The organism is Methylobacterium sp. J-076 (assembly GCF_022829405.1).
Taxonomy (GTDB): domain Bacteria; phylum Pseudomonadota; class Alphaproteobacteria; order Rhizobiales; family Beijerinckiaceae; genus Methylobacterium.
This window is the reverse complement of sequence record NZ_JAKSXW010000143.1, coordinates 16470-34175: the sequence shown is the minus strand read 5'-3', so window position 1 is coordinate 34175 and position 17706 is coordinate 16470. Positions and strand designations below refer to the sequence as shown.

At 72.4% G+C, this 17706-nt stretch carries 18 protein-coding genes; 5 read left to right on the top strand and 13 right to left on the bottom strand.

Annotated elements, in window-relative coordinates; all coding sequences use genetic code 11:
- Positions 1-146: 146 nt before the first annotated feature.
- Positions 147-989, bottom strand: coding sequence for a factor-independent urate hydroxylase (pucL, locus tag MKK53_RS19620; RefSeq protein WP_243930440.1), 843 nt, complete (start codon positions 987-989; stop codon positions 147-149).
- A gap of 29 nt (positions 990-1018) precedes the next feature.
- Positions 1019-2446, bottom strand: coding sequence for a nucleobase:cation symporter-2 family protein (locus MKK53_RS19615; protein WP_243930439.1), 1428 nt, complete (start codon positions 2444-2446; stop codon positions 1019-1021).
- A gap of 159 nt (positions 2447-2605) precedes the next feature.
- Here MKK53_RS19615 and MKK53_RS19610 point away from each other — a divergent pair, with 159 nt between their 5' ends.
- Together MKK53_RS19610 and MKK53_RS19605 are read left to right on the top strand one after the other, a co-directional pair.
- A complete protein-coding gene (locus MKK53_RS19610; RefSeq protein WP_243930438.1) occupies positions 2606-2818 on the top strand; it encodes a hypothetical protein in 213 nt (70 codons plus the stop codon).
- 219 nt (positions 2819-3037) lie between these two features.
- On the top strand, positions 3038-3295 hold the full coding sequence (locus MKK53_RS19605) for a hypothetical protein (protein ID WP_243930437.1): 258 nt from the start codon (positions 3038-3040) through the stop codon (positions 3293-3295).
- A gap of 11 nt (positions 3296-3306) precedes the next feature.
- On the opposite strand, the gene MKK53_RS19600 is transcribed toward MKK53_RS19605, so the two are convergent.
- The 5 genes from MKK53_RS19600 to MKK53_RS19580 are packed head-to-tail and all read right to left on the bottom strand — an operon-like array spanning position 3307 to position 9020.
- Positions 3307-4371 (bottom strand): BMP family ABC transporter substrate-binding protein, encoded by a 1065-nt coding sequence (locus tag MKK53_RS19600; protein WP_243930436.1) that lies wholly within the window; start codon positions 4369-4371, stop codon positions 3307-3309.
- Between the two features lie 28 nt (positions 4372-4399).
- Positions 4400-5326: an ABC transporter permease gene (locus tag MKK53_RS19595; protein ID WP_243930435.1), complete on the bottom strand. Its 927-nt coding sequence runs from the start codon at positions 5324-5326 to the stop codon at positions 4400-4402.
- Positions 5323-6399 carry an ABC transporter permease gene (locus tag MKK53_RS19590; protein WP_243930434.1) on the bottom strand — a complete coding sequence of 359 codons (1077 nt, stop codon included), beginning with the start codon at positions 6397-6399 and terminating at the stop codon, positions 5323-5325. The genes MKK53_RS19595 and MKK53_RS19590 overlap by 4 nt, the downstream gene beginning before the upstream one ends.
- A complete protein-coding gene (locus MKK53_RS19585; RefSeq protein WP_243930433.1) occupies positions 6389-7981 on the bottom strand; it encodes an ABC transporter ATP-binding protein in 1593 nt (530 codons plus the stop codon). Before MKK53_RS19585 ends, MKK53_RS19590 begins: the two co-directional genes overlap by 11 nt.
- A 34-nt stretch (positions 7982-8015) precedes the next feature.
- Positions 8016-9020 (bottom strand): hypothetical protein, encoded by a 1005-nt coding sequence (locus tag MKK53_RS19580; RefSeq protein ID WP_243930432.1) that lies wholly within the window; start codon positions 9018-9020, stop codon positions 8016-8018.
- A gap of 199 nt (positions 9021-9219) precedes the next feature.
- Between MKK53_RS19580 and MKK53_RS19575 the strand changes: the two genes are divergently transcribed.
- Genes MKK53_RS19575 through MKK53_RS19565 form a run of 3 tightly spaced genes read left to right on the top strand, consistent with a single transcriptional unit; the run spans position 9220 to position 11582 of the window.
- Positions 9220-9918, top strand: a complete 699-nt coding sequence (locus MKK53_RS19575) for a cysteine hydrolase family protein (RefSeq protein WP_243930431.1) — start codon at positions 9220-9222, stop codon at positions 9916-9918.
- Position 9919: 1 nt separating this feature from the next.
- Complete coding sequence (guaD, locus tag MKK53_RS19570; protein WP_409564376.1) at positions 9920-11290, top strand: guanine deaminase; 1371 nt, start codon at positions 9920-9922, stop codon at positions 11288-11290.
- Between the two features lie 49 nt (positions 11291-11339).
- Positions 11340-11582: a hypothetical protein gene (locus MKK53_RS19565; protein WP_243930430.1), complete on the top strand. Its 243-nt coding sequence runs from the start codon at positions 11340-11342 to the stop codon at positions 11580-11582.
- 19 nt (positions 11583-11601) lie between these two features.
- Here MKK53_RS19565 and mnhG read toward each other — a convergent pair whose 3' ends face one another.
- Genes mnhG through MKK53_RS19535 form a run of 6 tightly spaced genes read right to left on the bottom strand, consistent with a single transcriptional unit; the run spans position 11602 to position 17599 of the window.
- Positions 11602-11943, bottom strand: coding sequence for a monovalent cation/H(+) antiporter subunit G (gene mnhG, locus MKK53_RS19560; RefSeq protein WP_243930429.1), 342 nt, complete (start codon positions 11941-11943; stop codon positions 11602-11604).
- Positions 11940-12224 carry a K+/H+ antiporter subunit F gene (locus MKK53_RS19555; protein WP_243930428.1) on the bottom strand — a complete coding sequence of 95 codons (285 nt, stop codon included), beginning with the start codon at positions 12222-12224 and terminating at the stop codon, positions 11940-11942. The genes mnhG and MKK53_RS19555 overlap by 4 nt, the downstream gene beginning before the upstream one ends.
- Positions 12221-12709 (bottom strand): Na+/H+ antiporter subunit E, encoded by a 489-nt coding sequence (locus MKK53_RS19550; RefSeq protein ID WP_243930427.1) that lies wholly within the window; start codon positions 12707-12709, stop codon positions 12221-12223. The genes MKK53_RS19555 and MKK53_RS19550 overlap by 4 nt, the downstream gene beginning before the upstream one ends.
- Complete coding sequence (locus MKK53_RS19545) at positions 12706-14310, bottom strand: monovalent cation/H+ antiporter subunit D (protein ID WP_243930426.1); 1605 nt, start codon at positions 14308-14310, stop codon at positions 12706-12708. The genes MKK53_RS19550 and MKK53_RS19545 overlap by 4 nt, the downstream gene beginning before the upstream one ends.
- Positions 14307-14675 (bottom strand): Na+/H+ antiporter subunit C, encoded by a 369-nt coding sequence (locus MKK53_RS19540; RefSeq protein WP_243930425.1) that lies wholly within the window; start codon positions 14673-14675, stop codon positions 14307-14309. The genes MKK53_RS19545 and MKK53_RS19540 overlap by 4 nt, the downstream gene beginning before the upstream one ends.
- Entirely contained in the window at positions 14675-17599 is a 2925-nt protein-coding gene (locus tag MKK53_RS19535; RefSeq protein WP_243930628.1) for a monovalent cation/H+ antiporter subunit A, read from the bottom strand. Before MKK53_RS19535 ends, MKK53_RS19540 begins: the two co-directional genes overlap by 1 nt.
- Positions 17600-17706 lie beyond the last annotated feature (107 nt).

Below are 17706 nucleotides of genomic sequence, written 5' to 3'. Positions count from 1 at the left end.
GGGCATCGCGGGGCGTGCGATGCTGCGGCTCTAAAGTCCCTCCGTTAACAATGGTTTAGCGAATAGTCGGCGCGCAAACGCGCCGTCATGCGCCAGTTGGCACGGATCTTTCCGTCGCCATGCCACACCACATGGAGGACGCGTCCCTAGCCGCGGCGGCCGATGGTGGCCTCGATCTGCCCGTGGGGCTCATCGGTCGGCAGGAACACCGTGCCGGGATTCTCGATGCAGAACGGCTGAAGATTTATCGGGATGTAGTGCTTGTTCGGCATCGCGAAGCCGATCTCGGCGATCTCCGGCACGTCCGCCAGCACCGCCTCACCCATCCGGTACATGCTGTCCTGCACCCCGTGGCTGTAGGTGGTGCCGAACACCGCGATCAGCGTCGACAGGACACGTCCGTTGGCCTCGGCATAGTCGGCGGGGGGGCGGGACCAAGTCCAGGTGGCATCCATGCTGGTGGCGGCGATCCGGTCCGTCGTGTCCGGCAGGGTGCGGTACGCGTCGTCGACGAAATCGGCCCAGCCCGATTGCGTGGTCTTCATGAAGGTGAACCCGCGCAGGCCGGAGCGCAGCACCGTCTCCCCCCGGCTCGCCGTGAGGGCGACGGTGCCGACGCCGTTGCCGTCGAGGGTGAAGGTGTGGCCGTGCGGGGCGCCGCCGATCACCTCGCGCCGCCAGCGCGTCTCCGTCGCCTCGATCGCGACGGTCTCCACCTGCGGATAGGTGTCGAGGAAGACCTTCGCCACCGCGCCGACGAAGGCCTCCTTGTCCAGGGAGAGGTTCCGGGCCGCGGTGACGTTGACGATGTTCTTGACGCTGTCGGTGGCCACGCAGGCGCGGTTGTCGCCCTCTGTCCAGGCGGCCTCGAAGCGCCCGGCCATGAGCACGCTGAGCGTCAGCTCGCGGGGCGTATGGTGGTCGCCGTCGCGGGTCAGGCGCATCACCCGCACCCGGGCCTTGCCGTAGCGCGATGCCGTCAGGGCCATGGGACTCTCCGGGTTGCAGGCATGGGGTGTCAGTGGGCTTCGGCGGCCTGCGCTTGGCGGATGGCCGCGGCGCGGGCCGCATCCGTGCTGCCGACCCCGTTGAAGAACAGGTTCAGCCCCACGGCCGCCAGGGCGCAGAGCAGGATGCCCGATTCGAGCAGGGGATGCAGGGCCTGCGGCATCTCTTTGAAGAAGTTCGGCGCGACGAGGGGGATCATGCCGAAGCCCACCGACACCGCCACCACGAACAGGTTGTTGCGGTTGCCGGCGAAGTCGACGCCCCCGAGGATGCGGGCGCCCGTGGCCCCGACCATCCCGAACATCACCAGCCCCGCGCCGCCGAGGACGCATTGGGGCACCGCCTCGACCAGGGCCGCCAGCTTGGGGACGAGCCCCAGCCCCAGCATGAGGAACCCGCCGACCACGGCCACGGCGCGGGTGCGCACCCCGGTGACGCCCACGAGGCCGATGTTCTGCGAGAACGACGTGTACGGGAAGGTGTTGAAGACGCCGCCGATCACCGTGCCGAGGCCGTCGGCCCGCAGGCCCCGGACCAGCCGCGCCTCGTCCAGCGGGTCCGCGCAGATCTCGCTGAGCGCGAGGAACATGCCGGTGGATTCCACCATCACGACGATCATCACGATGCAGAGCGTGACGATCGAGACCGGATCGAAGGTCGGCAGGCCGAAGGCGAAGGGGCGCACCACATCGAACCACGGGGCGCTCGCCACGTGCCCGAGATCCACCAGCCCGAACGGCCCCGCCACGACCATCCCGGCGACGATGCCGATCAGCACGGAGGCCGAGTTCACGAAGCCGGTGCCGAAGCGGGTGATCGCCATGATGACGCCGAGCACGAAGGCCGCGATGGCGAGATAGAGCGGGGCGCCGTAATGCGGGTTCCCCACCCCGCCCGCGGCCCAGTTCACGCCGACGCGCATCAGCGAGATGCCGATGACGAGGATGATGGTGCCGGTGACGACCGGCGGGAACAGCGGCAGCAGCCGCCCGATCAGCGGCGCGGCGAGGAACGCGAACAGCCCCGCCGCGATGACGGCGCCGTAGATGCCGGTGAGGCCGATGCCGGGGCTCAGGCCCATGGCGATCATCGGCGTCACCGCCGCGAAGGTCACGCCCATCATCACCGGCATCCGCACGCCGATGCCGGGGAGGCCCCAGCTCTGGACGAGGGTCGCGAGGCCGCCCGCGAACAGGTCGGCGCTCACCAGCATGGCGACCTGCTCCGGCGCCAGCTTGAGCGCCCGCCCGACGATCAGCGGCACCGCCACCGCGCCGGCATACATCACCAGCACGTGCTGCAGGCCGAGGAGGCCGAGGGCCAGGGGCCTCACCGTCGCCGTCGGGGCGGCGGCGCCTTCGAGGGGCGCAGCGGGAGCCGCGGGACCCGCCGCGGCCTCGGGGCTCGGGAAAGGATCGGACCGGGCGGCGCGCGACATGGCGGGATCGTCCCCTGCGGGCGCGCATTCCCACCCTCCGGATCGCGGGGTGAAGCGCGGCGGTGGGGCTCGCGCAATCCGTGTGCCACCCGGCGCCGACTGGCCCGTTGTCTGCTAGCCCGGACAGGATCGGGCGCGGGACAGTCGGGAGCGGGAACGATGATGACGTATCGTCTGGGAGCGGTCGCCCTTCTGGCGGCGGCGGCGTGGTGCGGCCTCGGCGCCTCGATCGACAGCCACGGGTCCGTCCGGCCGCCGCAGGCCGCGGCGCAGGGGAGCCTCACGCCCCCGGCCGGCCAACCCCGGGCCACCGCCCCCGGTGGCCTGCGCCGGCACCAGAAGGCGCACAGGCCGCACCGGCGGCGGCGCTAAACCGTCCCCCTTCCGGGTCCGACACCCGGACGCGTCGAGACGGTCATCACCCCCGATGCTCAGGGATTGGCCAGCGAGATTCACCCCCGTCTTGGCGAGCAGAGACGGGAAGAGTGTCGAATCCTCAGCCATTCACAAAGGGGCCCGCCTCCACTGCGGGAACCTCTGTCCGCGTGCACCATTCGTCCACCGCAGCGACATGCGGGGAACGACACGACGATGCGACGCCACCTGACCCTGACCCTGGCCCTCGGCGGGCTCCTCGCGGCGGCCGGCGTCGCGCATGCGCAATCCGTCGGCGCCCCCGCCGGGCGCGATCCGGCCACCGCCCCGGGGGGCACCGAGGGCCTCGCCGGGCCGCGCAACGAGGCGGAGGCGATCCGCTCCGGCGATGCGATCCCGGTTCGGCCGCGGGGGGACGGCATCCCGGTCGAGACCCCGGCGGCCCGGCCCCCCGGCGTGCCCGCGGCGCGCTGAGCCACGGGCCCCTACTGGGGCAGCTTGTCGTCGATCCCCTTCACGTACCAGTTCATGCCGAGGATCATCGGGTCGGGGGCGGTCTCGCCGGCCTTGACCGCGACCGTGCCGTCCTGCTTCGCCACCGGCCCGGCGAAGGGCTGGACCTTGCCCGAGGCGATGTCCTTCACCGTCTCCTCGGCCATGGCCTTCACGTCGGCGGGCATGTTGGTGAAGGGCGCGAGGACGACCATGCCGTCCTTGATCCCGCCCCAGGTGTCGTGGCTCGCCCACGAGCCGTCCATGACGGCCTTGGCCTCGTGGATGACGTAGCCGTTCCAGTCATCGACGATGGAGGTGAGTTGCGCCTTCGGGGCGAAGCGGTACTGGTCGGAGGATTGGCCGAAGGCGAGCTTGCCCTGCTTCTCGGCCTCCTGCAGCGGGGCGGCGGAATCGGTGTGCTGGGAGAGGATGTCGGCGCCCTGGGCGAGCAGCGCCTTGGCGGCCTCCGCCTCCTTGCCCGGATCGAACCACGTGTTCACCCAGACGATCTTGAGCTTGAGGTTCGGGTTCACCGATTGGGCGCCGAGCATGAAGGCGTTGATGCCGCTCACCACCTCGGGGATCGGGAAGGAGGCGATGTAGCCCACCGTCCCCGTCTTCGAGAGCTTGGCGGCGATCTTCCCGCAGACGTAGCGACCCTCGTAGAACCGGGCCGAGTAGGTCGAGACGTTGGGCGCACGCTTGTAGCCGGTGGCGTGCTCGAACTTCACCTTCGGGAATTTCCTTGCGACCTTCAGGGTCGGCTCCATGAAGCCGAAGGAGGTGGTGAAGATCAGCCCCATGCCCGAGCGCGCCAGCTTCTCGATCGCCCGCTCGCTGTCGGCCTCCGGCACGTTCTCGAGGAAGGTGGTCTCCACCTTGCCGGGCAGCGCCTGTTCCAGGGCCTTGCGGCTGAGGTCGTGCTGGAACGAGTAGCCGTAATCGGCCACCGGCCCGACATAGACGAAGCCGACCTTGAGCTTGTCCTCGGCGCGGGCCGGGCCGGCGAGGAGGAGGAGCGCCCCGAGGCAGGCACTGAGGGTGGTCCGCTTCATCGGTGATGTCCTTTCGATCGCAGCACCGCTACCGGTGCGGGGTGAAGTCCCGCCCGAGGGCGGCGGGGGCCAGGGAGCCGCCCCGCCGCCGGCCGAGCGACAGCAGGACCAGCGCCAGGATCGTCGCGAGGTAGGGAAGCGCCGAGAGCAGCTGCCCCGGCAGGCCGATGCCCGAGGCCTGGGCATGGAGTTGCAGCACCGTCGCCCCGCCGAAGAGGACCGCCCCGCCCACCACCCGCGCCGGCCGCCACGAGGCGAAGACGACGAGGGCGAGGGCGATCCAGCCCCGGCCGGCGGTCATGGCCGGCGTCCAGAACGGCGTGTAGGCGAGCGACAGGTAGGAGCCCGCGAGCCCCGCGCAGCCGCCGCCGAACAGCACCGCCAGGAAGCGCACCCCGCGCACCGGCAGGCCGAGGGAATGGGTGGCGGCGGCATCGTCGCCGATGGCGCGCAGGATCAGCCCCGCCCGCGTCCGCCACAGGAACCACGAGACGGCGACCGCCAGGGCGAGGGCGGCGTAGACGAACCCGTCCTGCCCGAACAGCAGGCGGCCGACGCCCGGCAGGTCGCTGAGGCCCGGCACGGCGAGATGCGGCGCGGGCTCCCGCTTCAGGCCGACATAGCCCGCCCCCGCGAGGCCGGAGAGCCCGAGGCCGAGGATCGTGAGGGCGAGGCCGGAGGCCACTTGGTTGGCGGCGAGCCCCACCGTCAGCACGCCGAACAGGGCGGCGAGCGCCATCCCCGCGCCGATCCCGGCGAGCGCCCCGGCCAGGGTCGAGCCGGTCTCCACCGCCGCCGCGAAGCCGAGCGCCGCCCCGCACACCATCATCCCCTCGACGCCGAGGTTGAGGACGCCCGCCCGCTCGGCCACGAGCTCCCCCAGGGCCGCGATGATGAGCGGGGTCGCCGCGGCCAGCACCGTGGCCAGAATCATCTGCACGAGGTCGAGGCTCATCGGGCCGCACCCGGGACGAGGCGGACCTTGAACCGCGTCAGCACGTCGGCCCCGAGGACGAGGCCGAGGAGCAGGCCCTGGAAGGCCCGGGTCAGGTCGAGGGGAAGCCGCAGGTCGATCTGCGCCGCTTCCCCGCCGATGGTGGTGAGCGCGATCACCAGGGCCGCGACGAGGATGCCGACCGGCGAGAGCCGGCCGAGGAAGGCGACGATGATCGCGGTGAAGCCGTAGCCCGGCGAGATGGTCGGCTGGAGTTGCCCGATCCGGCCGGCGACCTCGACGATCCCCGCGAGCCCCGCCGCGCCCCCGGAGATCGCGAAGGCGGCGAGCGTCAGCCGCTCCGCGCCGAACCCGGCGAACCGGGCGGCGCGCGGGCTGGCGCCGACGACCCGCATCTCGAACCCGAACAAGCTGCGGCCGAGGACGACGACCGCCAGCCCCACCGCCGCGAGGGTGACGAGCACGCCCGCATGCAGGGTGTCCCCCTCCATTAGGGAGGGCAGCCGCGCCGCGTCATCGAACGTCACGCTCTGCGGGAAGTTGAAGCCCGCCGGATCGCGCAGGGGCCCCCGCGCCATGTAGTCGAGGAGCAGCTCCGCCACGTAGACCAGCATCAGGCTCGTCAGGATCTCGGAGACGCCGAGCTTCACCCGCAGGAGCGCCGGAATCATCGCGTAGGCGATGCCGGCGAGCGTGCCCGCCGCGAGCATCGCGGGCAGGATCCAGAAGGTGGCGCCCGTGCTGCCGTGGGTGGCGATGGCGACCATGCCCCCGGCGAGGCCGCCGACCACGAACTGGCCCTCGGCGCCGATATTCCACAGGTTCGCCCGGTAGCAGAAGGCGAGGCCCGTCGCGATCAGGGCCAGCGGCGCCGCCTTGATGGCGATCTCCTGCAGCGACCACAGCTCGGAGAGCGGCGCGATGAAGTAGACCGAAAAGGCCGCCGCCGGGGACACGCCGAGCAGCGAGACGGCCACCCCGCCGACGAGCACCGCCGCCAGGAAGGCGAGGGCCGGCGACAGGGCTTCGACCACCGGCGAGCGGTGGCCGCGCGGCACGAGGTCAAGTCGCATGGGCGGCCTCGGATGGGGGGACGGCGCCGGTGACGGCGGGGGGCATGTCCTCCGCACCGCCCATCAGCAGGCCCACGGCCTCGCGGGTGGTCCGCGCCCGCGTCACCGCCGGAGACAGCGTTCCGGCATGGAGGACGGCGATGGAATCCGCGATCTCGAACAGCTCATCGAGGTCCTGGCTGATGACGAGGATGGCGCTGCCCGCGGCGGCGAGGTCCACCAGGGCCTGCCGGATCCGCGCCGCCGCCGCCGCATCGACACCCCAGGTCGGCTGATCGACCACGAGGATGCCGGGGTTCGCCAGGATCTCCCGCCCCACCACGAACTTCTGCAGGTTGCCCCCGGAGAGGGTGCCGGCGGCCGGGTCCGGCCCCGCCTTGCGCACGTCGAAGGTGGCGATCACCCGGTCCGCCAGGGCCTGGGCCGCCCCCCGGCGCAGGAAGCCGAAGCGCGTCAGCGGCGCGGTGGCGTGGCGGGAGAGCACGACGTTCTCGGACAGGCTCATGCCGGGGGCGGCGGCGTGGCCGTTGCGCTCCTCCGGCACGAAGGCCGCGCCGCGACGGCGCCGGGCGTTGACCCCGAGATGCCCGGCCGGCACGCCGTCGATGAGCACGGCGCCGGCCTGCCCGGCCCGGGTCTCGCCCGACAGCGCGGCGAAGAGTTCGGCCTGCCCGTTGCCGGCGATCCCGGCGATGCCGAGGATCTCGCCGCCGCGGATGGCGAGGCTGATGTCCCTGAGGCCGGTGGCGTGCAGCCCCGGCGCGGGAAGCGACAGCCGGTCCAGGCGAAGGCGCTCGCCGCCGGGGGCGGCCGGGGCGGCGGGGGCGACCTCGCAGACCTGCGCGCCCACCATCATCGCGGCCAGCGAGCCGGCGCTCTCGGCCCGCGGATCGCAGGCGCCGACGACCTTGCCCGCCCGGAGGATGGTGGCGCGGGCGCAGAGGCGGCGCACCTCATCGAGGCGGTGCGAGATGTAGAGCAGCGCCCTCCCCTCCGCCCGCAGGCGTTCCAGCACCGTGAACAGCAGCTCGGCCTCCCCCGGCGTCAGCACCGAGGTGGGTTCGTCGAGGATCACGAGCTTCGGGTCCTGCAGCAAGCAGCGCACGATCTCGATGCGCTGGCGCTCCCCGGCCGAGAGCGACCAGACCGGCCGCTCCGGATCGAGGTGCAGGCCGTAGGTCTCCCCCAGGGCGGCGATGCGCCGGGCGAGGGCAGCGCGCCCGAGGCCGCGCCCCATCACCAGGGCGATGTTCTCCGCGACGGTGAGGTTCTCGCAGAGGGAGAAGTGCTGGAACACCATGCCGATGCCAAGCCGGCGGGCATCCTCGGGGCTGCCGAGGCGGACCACGTCCCCGCGATGGGTGACGACCCCCTCCGTCGGCGCCAGGAGGCCGTAGAGGATCTTCATCAGGGTCGACTTGCCGGCGCCGTTCTCGCCCAGCAGCGCGTGGATCTCCCCTGCGCGGATCTCGAGGTCGATATGGTCGTTGGCCGTGAAGTCTCCGAAGCGCTTCACGATGCCGTAGGCGCCGAACAGGGGCCTCGGATCGGCCGCCGCGGCCCGCCCGGTCCCCGCCGTCATCGGCCCTCCCCTCCGCGCTGCGGGGCCTCGCCCATCAGAACACGTGGAAGGCGACGCCGGCGAGGAAGCTCTTCTCCTCGGTACCCTTGAAGGTGGCGGTCTCGACGTTGCCGAACTTGTTGAGCCAGTACTGGAAGCCGATGAACACATCGACCCGGTTGGGCTGGTCGTAGACGAGCTTGCCGAGGTCGAGGACGAGGTTGGTCCGCGACAGGAATTCCAGGCCCCGCTTGGGGTTGAAGGCGAAGTCGGCCACGTTCTGCACCCCCCGGCCCTTGGGCAGGACGATGTTGTTGAAGCCGGTGATGCTCAGCGGCAGGCCGGTGAAGGGGAGCGGGAAGCTGTAGACCAGCTCGAATTCCGGCACCGTGTCGAAGCTCTGGTCCCGGTCGGGCTGGACGTTGAAGCCGTTGCGGTTCCACTCCTTGTAGGCCTGTACCGAGAGGTTGAGGAAGCCGGCGGGCACGTCGAAGGCGAAGTTCAGGCCGCCGACGACGTCGCGCTTCTTGGAGCCGAAGGCGTCGTTCTGCGAGTTGGCGTCGAAGCCGAAGGCCAGCGAGACGTCCTTCACCAGGCCGGGGATGGCGAAGGCCTTGGAGCCGGTGATCGCGTTGAGGCTCAGCGTGCCGCGGTAGAGGCCGTAGGCTTCGGTGTTGCCGTAATCGGCGAAGAACGGGGCGGCGATGGAGCCGGGCGGGTTGGTGGTGCCGGCGGGGAACTGCGATCCGGACTTCAGGATGTCGAGGGAGAAGAAGTTGGTGCCGTAGGCCCAGGCGTCGGCGTGGGAGATGTTGAGGATCTGCTTGGGCGCCTCGCGGGAGACGAAGCTGCCGTCGCCGCGCTGGATCTGCACGCCCGGCGAGACCGTGGGGAACTGGTAGCGGTAGCTGACCTGCGTGTCGGCGAAGAGGAAGAACGACACGTCCTTCACCGGCACGGCCTCGGGGGCCTTGTCCTTCTTCACGGCATCGAGGTCCGCCGCGAGGGCCGAACCCACCATCCACAGCGGAACGATCGCCGCCATCACACGCCCTAGCATCGCGTCGATCCCCCAGCCCCGAAAGCCCTGGGCGGGCAGCAACCGATGTGCCACCGCCCGGCTGCGGCAAGACGACACCACTCCGAGTTGCCAAAAGGCCACAGGTGGCCCCGCCCCTGCCGGAGCGCCGGCGCACGGATTTTGCAACGCGGCGGGGCATGTCCCCCGGGCGGAAGCCGGGGCCGCAGGAATGTGCGCCATGGCCGGAACGCCCCCCTCCCCGACCGCCCGCCTCGAGGCCGAGCCCGCGCCGCTGGCCTTCGAGGCCGGGACCACGGCGCTGGTGATCATCGACATGCAGCGCGACTTCCTCGAGCCCGGCGGCTTCGGCGAGAGCCTCGGCAACGACGTCTCGCGGCTCGCCGCCGCCATCGCCCCCGCCGCGGCGATGCTGGCGGCGGCCCGCCGGGCGGGCCTGCTGGTCGTCCACACCCGCGAAGGCCACCGGCCGGACCTGTCGGACGCCCCGCCGGCCAAGATCGCCCGCGGCGCGCCCGCGGCCCGCATCGGCGATCCCGGCCGGATGGGGCGGATCCTGATCCGCGGGGAGCCCGGCCACGACATCGTCCCGGCCCTGCGGCCGCGGCCCGGCGAGCCGGTGGTGGACAAGCCCGGCAAGGGCGCCTTCTACGCCACCGACCTCGCGGGCATCCTGTCCGCCCGGCGGATCGAGACGCTCCTCGTCTGCGGGGTGACCACCGAAGTCTGCGTCCACACGACGGTGCGGGAGGCCAACGACCGCGGCTACCGCTGCGTGGTGATCGCGGATGCCTGCGCCTCCTATATCCCCGCCTTCCACGAGGCGGGGCTGGCGATGATCAAGGCGCAGGGCGGAATCTTCGGCTGGGTCGCCCAGTCCGCCGCGGCGGTCTCCGCCCTCGGCGGCGGGGCCGCCTGACATGATGGACGCCCCCGCCCCGCCCGTGCGCCGGGCCCTGCGCGGGCGGATGGCGAGCCTCTCGGGCAACCCGTTCCTGGCGCCGGGATGCCTCGATCACCTGGAGGACGCCCTGATCCTGATCGAGGACGGGCGGATCGCCGCCTGCGGCCCCTATGCCGAGGCCGCGGGCCGGCTCCCGCCCGGCGTCCCGGTGGTGCATTACGAGAACGCGCTGATCCTGCCGGGGCTGATCGACACCCACGTCCACTACCCGCAGCTCCAGATGATCGCCTCCTACGGCGAGCAGCTGCTGGCATGGCTCGACAGGTACACCTTCCCGGCCGAGATCGCCTTCGCCGACAAAGCCCATGCCGAGCGGGTCGCCACCCTGTTCTTCCGGGAGATCCTCGGGGCCGGGACGACCACGGCGATGGTCTACTGCACGGTCCATCCCGGCTCGGTCGATGCGTTCTTCGCGGAATCCGAGCGGTTCAACACCCGGATGATCGCGGGCAAGGTCCTGATGGACCGCCACGCCCCCGCCGCCCTGCTGGACACGGCCCAGCGCGGCTACGACGAGAGCAAGGCCCTCATCGCCCGCTGGCACGGGCGGGGCCGGCAGCTCTACGCCGTCACGCCCCGCTTCGCCCCCTCCTGCACGCAGGCGCAGCTCGACGCGGCCGGCACGCTGCTCGCCGAGCACGACGGCCTCTTCCTCCAGACGCACCTGTGCGAGAACACCGACGAGGTCGCCTGGGTGATGGACCTGTTCCCCGACCGGGCGAGCTACCTCGACGTCTACGCCCGCTCGGGTCTCGTCGGCCCGCGCTCGGTGTTCGGCCACGCGATCCATGTGACCGAGGAGGATTTCTGCACCTGCCACCAGGCGGGGGCGGCGCTGGCCCATTGCCCGACCTCGAACGGGTTCCTCGGCAGCGGCCTGTTCCGGCTGTTCGACGCCCTGGATCCCCGGCGGCCGGTGCGGGTCGGCCTCGGCACGGATGTCGGGGCCGGCACGACGCTCTCCCTCCTGAAGACCCTCGGCGAAGCCTACAAAGTCGCCGCCCTGCGCGGCACCAAGCTCGACGCGGCCCGGGCCTTCTGGCTCGCCACCCTCGGCGGGGCGGAGGCGCTCCGCCTGGACGACCGCATCGGCCGGATCGCCCCCGGCTACGAGGCGGATCTGTGCGTCCTCGACCTCGCGGCGACGCCGCTCCTCGGCTTCCGCACCGGCACCTGCCGGGACATCGAGGAATTGCTGTTCGTGCTGATGACCCTCGGCGACCACCGCACCGTCCGGGCGACCTGGGTGGCGGGGGACTGCGTGTACGACACCCGCCGGGCCGGCGATCCACTGCGCTACCCCGGATCCGCCGCGCCGATGGACTGATCCTGGCTCGGGAATTGCTCAGCTTCGCGCGTGGATCGGAGGGCGAACGATGCGTCGGTTGTGTCTTGGACTGTGCCTCGCCATCGGGTTGCCGGCGGCGGCCCTGGCGCAGAGCTACACCTCGCCCGCCCCGACGGACGTGCCGACGACCGGCACCCGGGAGCTGAACAAGGCCGACCGCAAGACGGCCTGCACGCAGCAGGCCGACCGCCGCAACATGCGCGGGCTCTCGCGCCAGCAGTACCGCGCCGCCTGCCGGGGCCGTCCGATCCCGAAACGGGTGAACTCCTGACCGGGCCGGCCCCGGGGGCTCACGCCTTCGGCGGGGCTCCGGGCCGGCCCTCGTGGCGGTCCCGGTGGGCGGCGGCGCGGGTGAGGAGGAGCAGCGTCACCGGCGTGGTCGCGGTGAGGAACAGCCCGATCAGGCCGTCCCGGAGGACCAGGCGGCCCTCGGTGAGCGACAGGAGCAGCATCGAGCTGGCCAGGATCAGGGCCATGCCCAGCGTCGCCCCGAGGGTCGGCGCGTGCACCCGCTCGTAGAAGGTTTTCAGGCGGATCAGGCCCAGGGCGCCGGTCAGCGCGAAGCCGGCCCCCGCCAGCGCCAGGGCGACGACGAGGCAGGCGACCCAGGCGGGCATCTGCGCGGCGGTCACTGGATCACCTCGCCCTGCATCAGGAACTTGGCCAGCGCCACGGAGGCGGTGAAGCCCAGCATCCCGACGATGAACGCGGCCTCGAAATACAGGCCGCTGCCCGTCCGCATCCCGTGGACCACGATCGCCAGCATGCCGTTCAGGTAGAGCGTGTCGAGGCCGAGGATCCGGTCCTGCGCCCGGGGCCCCCGGAGCATCCGCCACGCGGCGATGGCCATGGCCAGCACCAGCATCGCCTGGGCGAGGCCGAGGCCCCAATCGAGGATCGCCGCGGCGCTCATGCGAAGATCTCCATCAGGGGACGCTCGTAGCGGTCCTTCACCCGGCGGATCCAGGCCTCCCCGTCCGTGTAGTCGAGGACGTGCAGGAGGAGGCGCCCGGTGTCGGAATCGTATTGCACCCAGAGGGTGCCGGGGGTGGCCGTGAGGATGATCGACAGCAGCGCGAGGCCGAAGGGCTCGCGCAGGTCGAGGGGGATCGCCACGAAGCCGGTGCGCCGCCCGCCGGGGCGCAGGCCGAGGATGATCCGGGCCACGTCGATGTTCGAGCGGACCATGTCGACGATCACCACGGCCGTCAGACGCACCAGGGCGCCCGGCGCCCTCACCCGGACCGGGCGGGGCCGCAGCGCGCGCATCACCGCGGGGACGGCGAGCCCCACGGCGAGCGCCAGCAGGAGGCTGCCCGGGCCCGGCGGCCCGTTGAGGAGCAGCCACGTCAGGGCCAGGGCGGCCGAGAGCCAGGGATGGGGCAGGACGCGGCTCACGTCGCGGGCCCTCCGGCCTGGCCGAGGACGGCGCGGACGTAGTCCTGCGGCTGCGTCAGCCAGCTCACCGTCGCGTCGGCATAGGCCAGAGCCGGGCCGCCCCACAGGGACAGGGCGAGGCAGGTGGCGAGCAGGCCGGCGATCGCCGCCAGCTCGGACCGGCCGAGCTGCGGCGGCGGCGCATCGTGCGTCACCCACAGGTTCAGGATGCCGAGCCGCACGAGGGGCATCAGCGTGCCGAGGCTCGACAGGGTGAGGGCGGCCACGAGCCACCAGCCCGCCGCCGGGGCCGGGCCGGCGGCGACCCCGACGAAGATCGCGAGCTTGCCGACGAAGCCCGCCAGCGGCGGGACGCCCGCCAGCATCAGCGTGCAGAGGAGGAAGCCGACGCCCAGGACCGCGACCCCGGTGGGCAGCACGCTGCCGACATCGGTGGCGTCCTCGTCATCGAACGGGTCGCGGTACTCGTCGGCGAAGACCGGGCCCGCCGCCTCCGCCGGGGCGCGGCCCCGCTGCAGCACCTCGGCCAGGAGGAACAGGGCGCCGGCCGCCAGCGTCGAGCCGAACAGGTAGTAGAGCGCGCCCGCGAGCGCCGCGTCGCTGCCGGTCCCCAAGGCCGCCAGCACCGTGCCGGAGGAGACCATCACCGCGTAGCCCGCCGCCCGGGTGAGGTCGCGGGCCCCCACGAGGCCGACGGTGCCGTAGGCGATGGTCGCCAGCCCCGTCGCCAGCAGGACCGGGCGCCCGAAGCCCGCCGACAGGCCCTCGCCGAAGACGAGGAGGCTGAGGCGCACCACCACGTAGATGCCGACCTTGCTGAGGATGGCGAGGATGGCCGCGGCCGGGGCGCTCGCCGCCGCGTAGGTGGGCGGCAGCCAGAAGCCCAGGGGCCAGGCGCTGCACTTGATCAGGAAGGCGAGGCCGAGGATCGCGCTGCCGATCTCGAACAGGGCGAGGTCCGCCGGGGAGGGACCGGCGAGCCGCCGGGCGAGGTCGGCCATGTTGAGGGTGCCCATCGTCCCGTAAATCAGGCTGACGCCCACGAGGAAGAACAGCGAGGCGACGAGGTTGACCGCGATGTAGCCGAGGCCGGCGCGGATCCGCGTCTCCCCCGAGCCGTGCAGGACGAGGCCGTAGGACGCGGCCAGCATCACCTCGAAGAACACGAACAGGTTGAACAGGTCCCCCGTGAGGAAGGCCCCGTCCACCCCCATCAGCAGCAGCAGGAACAGGCCGTGGAAGCGCGGCCCCGCCCGCCCCCAGCGGGCGAAGGAGAAGACCAGGGCGCACAGGCCGAGGATGCCCGACAGGGCCAGCATCGTCGCCGAGAGCCGGTCGGCCACGAGCACGATCCCGTAGGGCGCGGCCCAGTTGCCGAGGCGGTAGACCTTCGGCGCCTCGGCCACCCAGCCGACGAGGACCAGGGCGATGCCGGTCATCGCCGCCACGGTGGCGAAGGTCAGGCTCGCCTTCAGCCGGCGGCGGCGCTCGTCGAGGAGGAACATCGCCCCGGCGACCGCGATCGGCAGCACCACCGGCAGCACCACGATGTGGTCGGACCACGCGACCGCGGCCGGGAGGTTCGTCACGGCCGGGTTCATGCGTCGGGGTGTCCGGGAGAGGGTTCGGCCGGGTGCGGCTCGCGCCCGTCGACGTGGTCGCTCCCCGTGACGCCCCGGGCGGCGAGGAGGACCACGAGGAACAGCGCGGTCAGGGCGAAGCTGATCACCACGGCGGTGAGCACCAGGGCCTGGGGCACGGGATCGTCCACGGAGACGATGTCCGGCCCGGCGCCCAGCACCGGCGGCGCGCCCACCGTCAGCCGCCCCATGGCGAAGATGAACAGGTTGACGGCGTAGCTCAACAGCGACAGCCCGAGCACGACCTGGAATGTCCGCGGGCGCAGGATCAGCCAGACCCCCGCCGCGGCGAGGACGCCGATCCCCAGGGACAGGACGAGTTCCATCAGGCGGGCTCCCGCTCGGCGGCCCGCTCGGCCTCCGCGGAACGGGTGCGGCGCAGGGACTGGTGCGCCAGCGCCACCAGCATCAGCACGCTCGCCCCCACCACGAGGACCATGATGCCCAGGTCGAAGATCAGGGCGGAGGCCAGCGGCACCTTGCCCAGCACCGGCGCCTCCCAATAGGCGAAGGAGGCCGTGAGGAACGGGTGCCCGAACAGCCAGGAGACCGCCCCCGCGAACACGGCGACGAGCAGGCCGAGGCCGATCCAGGAGATCGGCTGGATGCGCAGCCGCTCCTCCACCCACTGCGCGCCGCGGGCGATGTACTGCAGCATGAAGCCGATGGTGAGGGTGATGCCCGCCGCGAAGCCGCCGCCGGGTAGGTCGTGCCCGCGCAGGAACAGGTGCAGGGCGATGAGCACGATGAACGGGAACAGCCACGTGATCACCACCCGGGGCACCAGCATGGCGTCGGCGGCGGTGTGCCCCGGCTCGCGCCCGTCGCGGCCCCGGTCGTAGGCGTCCTGCCGGAGCTGCTGGGCCGGGCGCTCCCGGCTGTCGGGGGCGGGGCGGAAGCGGCGCAGCAGGGCGAAGACCGTGAGGCCCACCACCCCGAGGACGCAGATCTCCCCCAGCGTGTCGAAGGCGCGGAAGTCCACCAGCAGGACGTTGACGACGTTGCGCCCGCCGGCCTGCGGATAGGCCTCCTCCACGAACCAGCGGCTGATCCCCTCGACGGGGGGGCGGGTCATCACCGCGTAGGCGAGGCCGGCGAGGCCGAGGCCGACGGAGGCGGCGATGACGAGGTCGGTGAGGCGGCGGCGGCGCGCCCGGGCCCGCTCGGCCGCCGGGGCGGGAATCGCCTCGTCGCGCTTCGGCAGCCAGCGCAGGCCGAGCAGGAGCATCACCGTGGTGACGATCTCCACGAGGATCTGCGTCACCGCGAGGTCGGGGGCCGAGAGCCACAGGAAGCTGAGGCAGCTCACGAGGCCGGCGCCCCCGAGCAGGATCGTCGCCGACAGGCGGTGGTACTTCGCCCGCTCGGCGGCCCCGACCGCGCAGGCGGCGCCCACCAGCCAGAGCAGGGCGAAGGCGGGGTCGAAGGCGGTCGTCCGCCCCGTCGCCCACAGGTCGAGCCCCCGCCCGAAGCCCGTCGCCGTCGCGGCGAGCAGGGCGGCCAGGAACAGCAGGCGCAGCTGCGGCTGGAGCCGCTCCGTGCCGAGCCGCGCCTCCAGCCCGCGGGCGCCGAGGACGAGGCCGGTCATCCCGCGCTCGAACAGCCGGCCGCCGTCGAGCCGGTCCATCAGCCACGGGCCGCCCCGGGGGTTGGTGTTGATCCGCGTGCCGAAGGCGACGTAGAGCGCGACGCCCCCGGCCAGGGCCAGGAGGCTCATGGCCAGCGGCGCGTTGACGCCGTGCCAGATGGCGAGGTCGTAATCCGGCGTCCGCCCGCCGAGGACCGCCCGCGCCGCCCCCGCCAGGACCGGCCCGATGGTGAGGTTCGGCACGAGGCCGATGGCCACGCAGACGAGCACCAGCGCCTCGATGGGGATCCGCATCCACCGCACCGGCTCGTGCGGGGCGTGGGGCAGGTCATGGGGCGGGGGGCCGAAGAAGGTCTGGCGGATGAAGCGCAGGGAGTAGAGCACCGTGAAGGCGCTCGCCAGCGTCGCCAGCACCGGCAGGGCGAGGTTGAGGGCGTGGTCGCCGGTGTTGTCCACCGCCTCCGCCAGGAACATCTCCTTGGAGAGGAAGCCGTTCAACAGCGGCACGCCGGCCATGGCCGCGGCGGCGACCATGGCGAGGGTGGCGGTGTAGGGCATGGCCCGCCACAGCCCGCTCAGGCGGCGCATGTCCCTCGTGCCGGTCTCGTGGTCGATGATGCCCGCCGCCATGAACAGCGACGCCTTGAAGGTGGCGTGGTTCACCGTGTGGAAGATCGCGGCGACGACGGCCAGCGGCGAATCGAGCCCCAACAGCAGGGTGATCAGCCCGAGATGGCTGATGGTGGAATAGGCGAGCAGCCCCTTCAGGTCGTGCTGGAAGATCGCGCTCCAGGCGCCGACCAGCATGGTCGCCATGCCCACGGTGCCGACGATCCAGTACCAGCTCTCCGTGCCCGACAGGACCGGCCAGAGGCGGATCATCAGGAAGATGCCGGCCTTCACCATCGTGGCCGAGTGGAGGTAGGCGCTGATCGGCGTCGGCGCCGCCATGGCCCGGGGCAGCCAGATGTGGAACGGGAACTGGGCCGACTTGGTCAGCGCCCCGGCGAGGATCAGGACCAGGGCGGGCAGGTAGAGCGGGCTCGCCCGCACCGCGTCGCCCGCGGCCAGCACCGCGTCGAGCTCGTAGCTGCCGACGATCCGCCCGAGGAGCACCGCTCCGACGAGGAGGCACAGCCCCCCCGCCGCGGTGATGGTCAGCGCCATCCGCGCCCCGTCGCGGGCCGAGGCGTTGTCGGACCAGTAGCCGATCAGCAGGAACGACACGACGCTCGTCAGCTCCCAGAAGACGACGAGCTGGATCAGGTTGCCCGACAGCACGATCCCGAGCATCGCGCCGACGAAGGCCAGGAAATAGCAGAACAGCCGCGGCACCGGGTCTTCCGCCGCCATGTAGTAGCGGGCGTAGAGCACGACCAGCGCGCCGATCCCGAGGACGAGGACGGCGAAGATCCAGGCGAGCCCGTCGAGGCGCAGGACGAAGCGGACGCCCAGCGTCGGCAGCCAGTCGAGGGCGAAGGTGACGGGCTCGGGCCCGGAGGCGAGGGGATAGAGCAGGGCGATGCAGGCGAGGCTCGCCAGCGTGGCGGCGCCCGCGACCCCGGCGGAGGCGTTGCGCGCGTCGCTCGGCAGGCAGATCGCCCCGATGCTGCCGAGGAAGGGCAGGACCGCGGCGGCGACGAGGAGCAGGTCTGGCGGCATCGACAGGGGCAATTGCGCGGACGACGGATGCAGGCCGCACCGCCGCCCGGTGCGCCCGCCCGCGCGGAACGCGGGCACGATCTCGCCGGAACAGTACGCCACTCGGC

What these genes read in the sequence shown, in the direction of transcription:
- MKK53_RS19555 (WP_243930428.1), bottom strand. Translation starts at nt 12,224, where the DNA reads ATGAGCGCCGCGGCGATCCTCGATTGGGGCCTCGGCCTCGCCCAGGCG.
- MKK53_RS19610 (WP_243930438.1), top strand. Translation starts at nt 2,606, where the DNA reads ATGATGACGTATCGTCTGGGAGCGGTCGCCCTTCTGGCGGCGGCGGCG.
- MKK53_RS19590 (WP_243930434.1), bottom strand. Translation starts at nt 6,399, where the DNA reads ATGCGACTTGACCTCGTGCCGCGCGGCCACCGCTCGCCGGTGGTCGAA.
- MKK53_RS19595 (WP_243930435.1), bottom strand. Translation starts at nt 5,326, where the DNA reads ATGAGCCTCGACCTCGTGCAGATGATTCTGGCCACGGTGCTGGCCGCG.
- pucL (WP_243930440.1), bottom strand. Translation starts at nt 989, where the DNA reads ATGGCCCTGACGGCATCGCGCTACGGCAAGGCCCGGGTGCGGGTGATG.
- MKK53_RS19565 (WP_243930430.1), top strand. Translation starts at nt 11,340, where the DNA reads ATGCGTCGGTTGTGTCTTGGACTGTGCCTCGCCATCGGGTTGCCGGCG.
- MKK53_RS19605 (WP_243930437.1), top strand. Translation starts at nt 3,038, where the DNA reads ATGCGACGCCACCTGACCCTGACCCTGGCCCTCGGCGGGCTCCTCGCG.
- MKK53_RS19585 (WP_243930433.1), bottom strand. Translation starts at nt 7,981, where the DNA reads ATGACGGCGGGGACCGGGCGGGCCGCGGCGGCCGATCCGAGGCCCCTG.
- MKK53_RS19575 (WP_243930431.1), top strand. Translation starts at nt 9,220, where the DNA reads ATGGCCGGAACGCCCCCCTCCCCGACCGCCCGCCTCGAGGCCGAGCCC.
- MKK53_RS19545 (WP_243930426.1), bottom strand. Translation starts at nt 14,310, where the DNA reads ATGAACCCGGCCGTGACGAACCTCCCGGCCGCGGTCGCGTGGTCCGAC.
- MKK53_RS19540 (WP_243930425.1), bottom strand. Translation starts at nt 14,675, where the DNA reads ATGGAACTCGTCCTGTCCCTGGGGATCGGCGTCCTCGCCGCGGCGGGG.
- guaD (WP_409564376.1), top strand. Translation starts at nt 9,920, where the DNA reads ATGATGGACGCCCCCGCCCCGCCCGTGCGCCGGGCCCTGCGCGGGCGG.
- MKK53_RS19535 (WP_243930628.1), bottom strand. Translation starts at nt 17,599, where the DNA reads ATGCCGCCAGACCTGCTCCTCGTCGCCGCCGCGGTCCTGCCCTTCCTC.
- MKK53_RS19615 (WP_243930439.1), bottom strand. Translation starts at nt 2,446, where the DNA reads ATGTCGCGCGCCGCCCGGTCCGATCCTTTCCCGAGCCCCGAGGCCGCG.
- MKK53_RS19580 (WP_243930432.1), bottom strand. Translation starts at nt 9,020, where the DNA reads ATGCTAGGGCGTGTGATGGCGGCGATCGTTCCGCTGTGGATGGTGGGT.
- MKK53_RS19600 (WP_243930436.1), bottom strand. Translation starts at nt 4,371, where the DNA reads ATGAAGCGGACCACCCTCAGTGCCTGCCTCGGGGCGCTCCTCCTCCTC.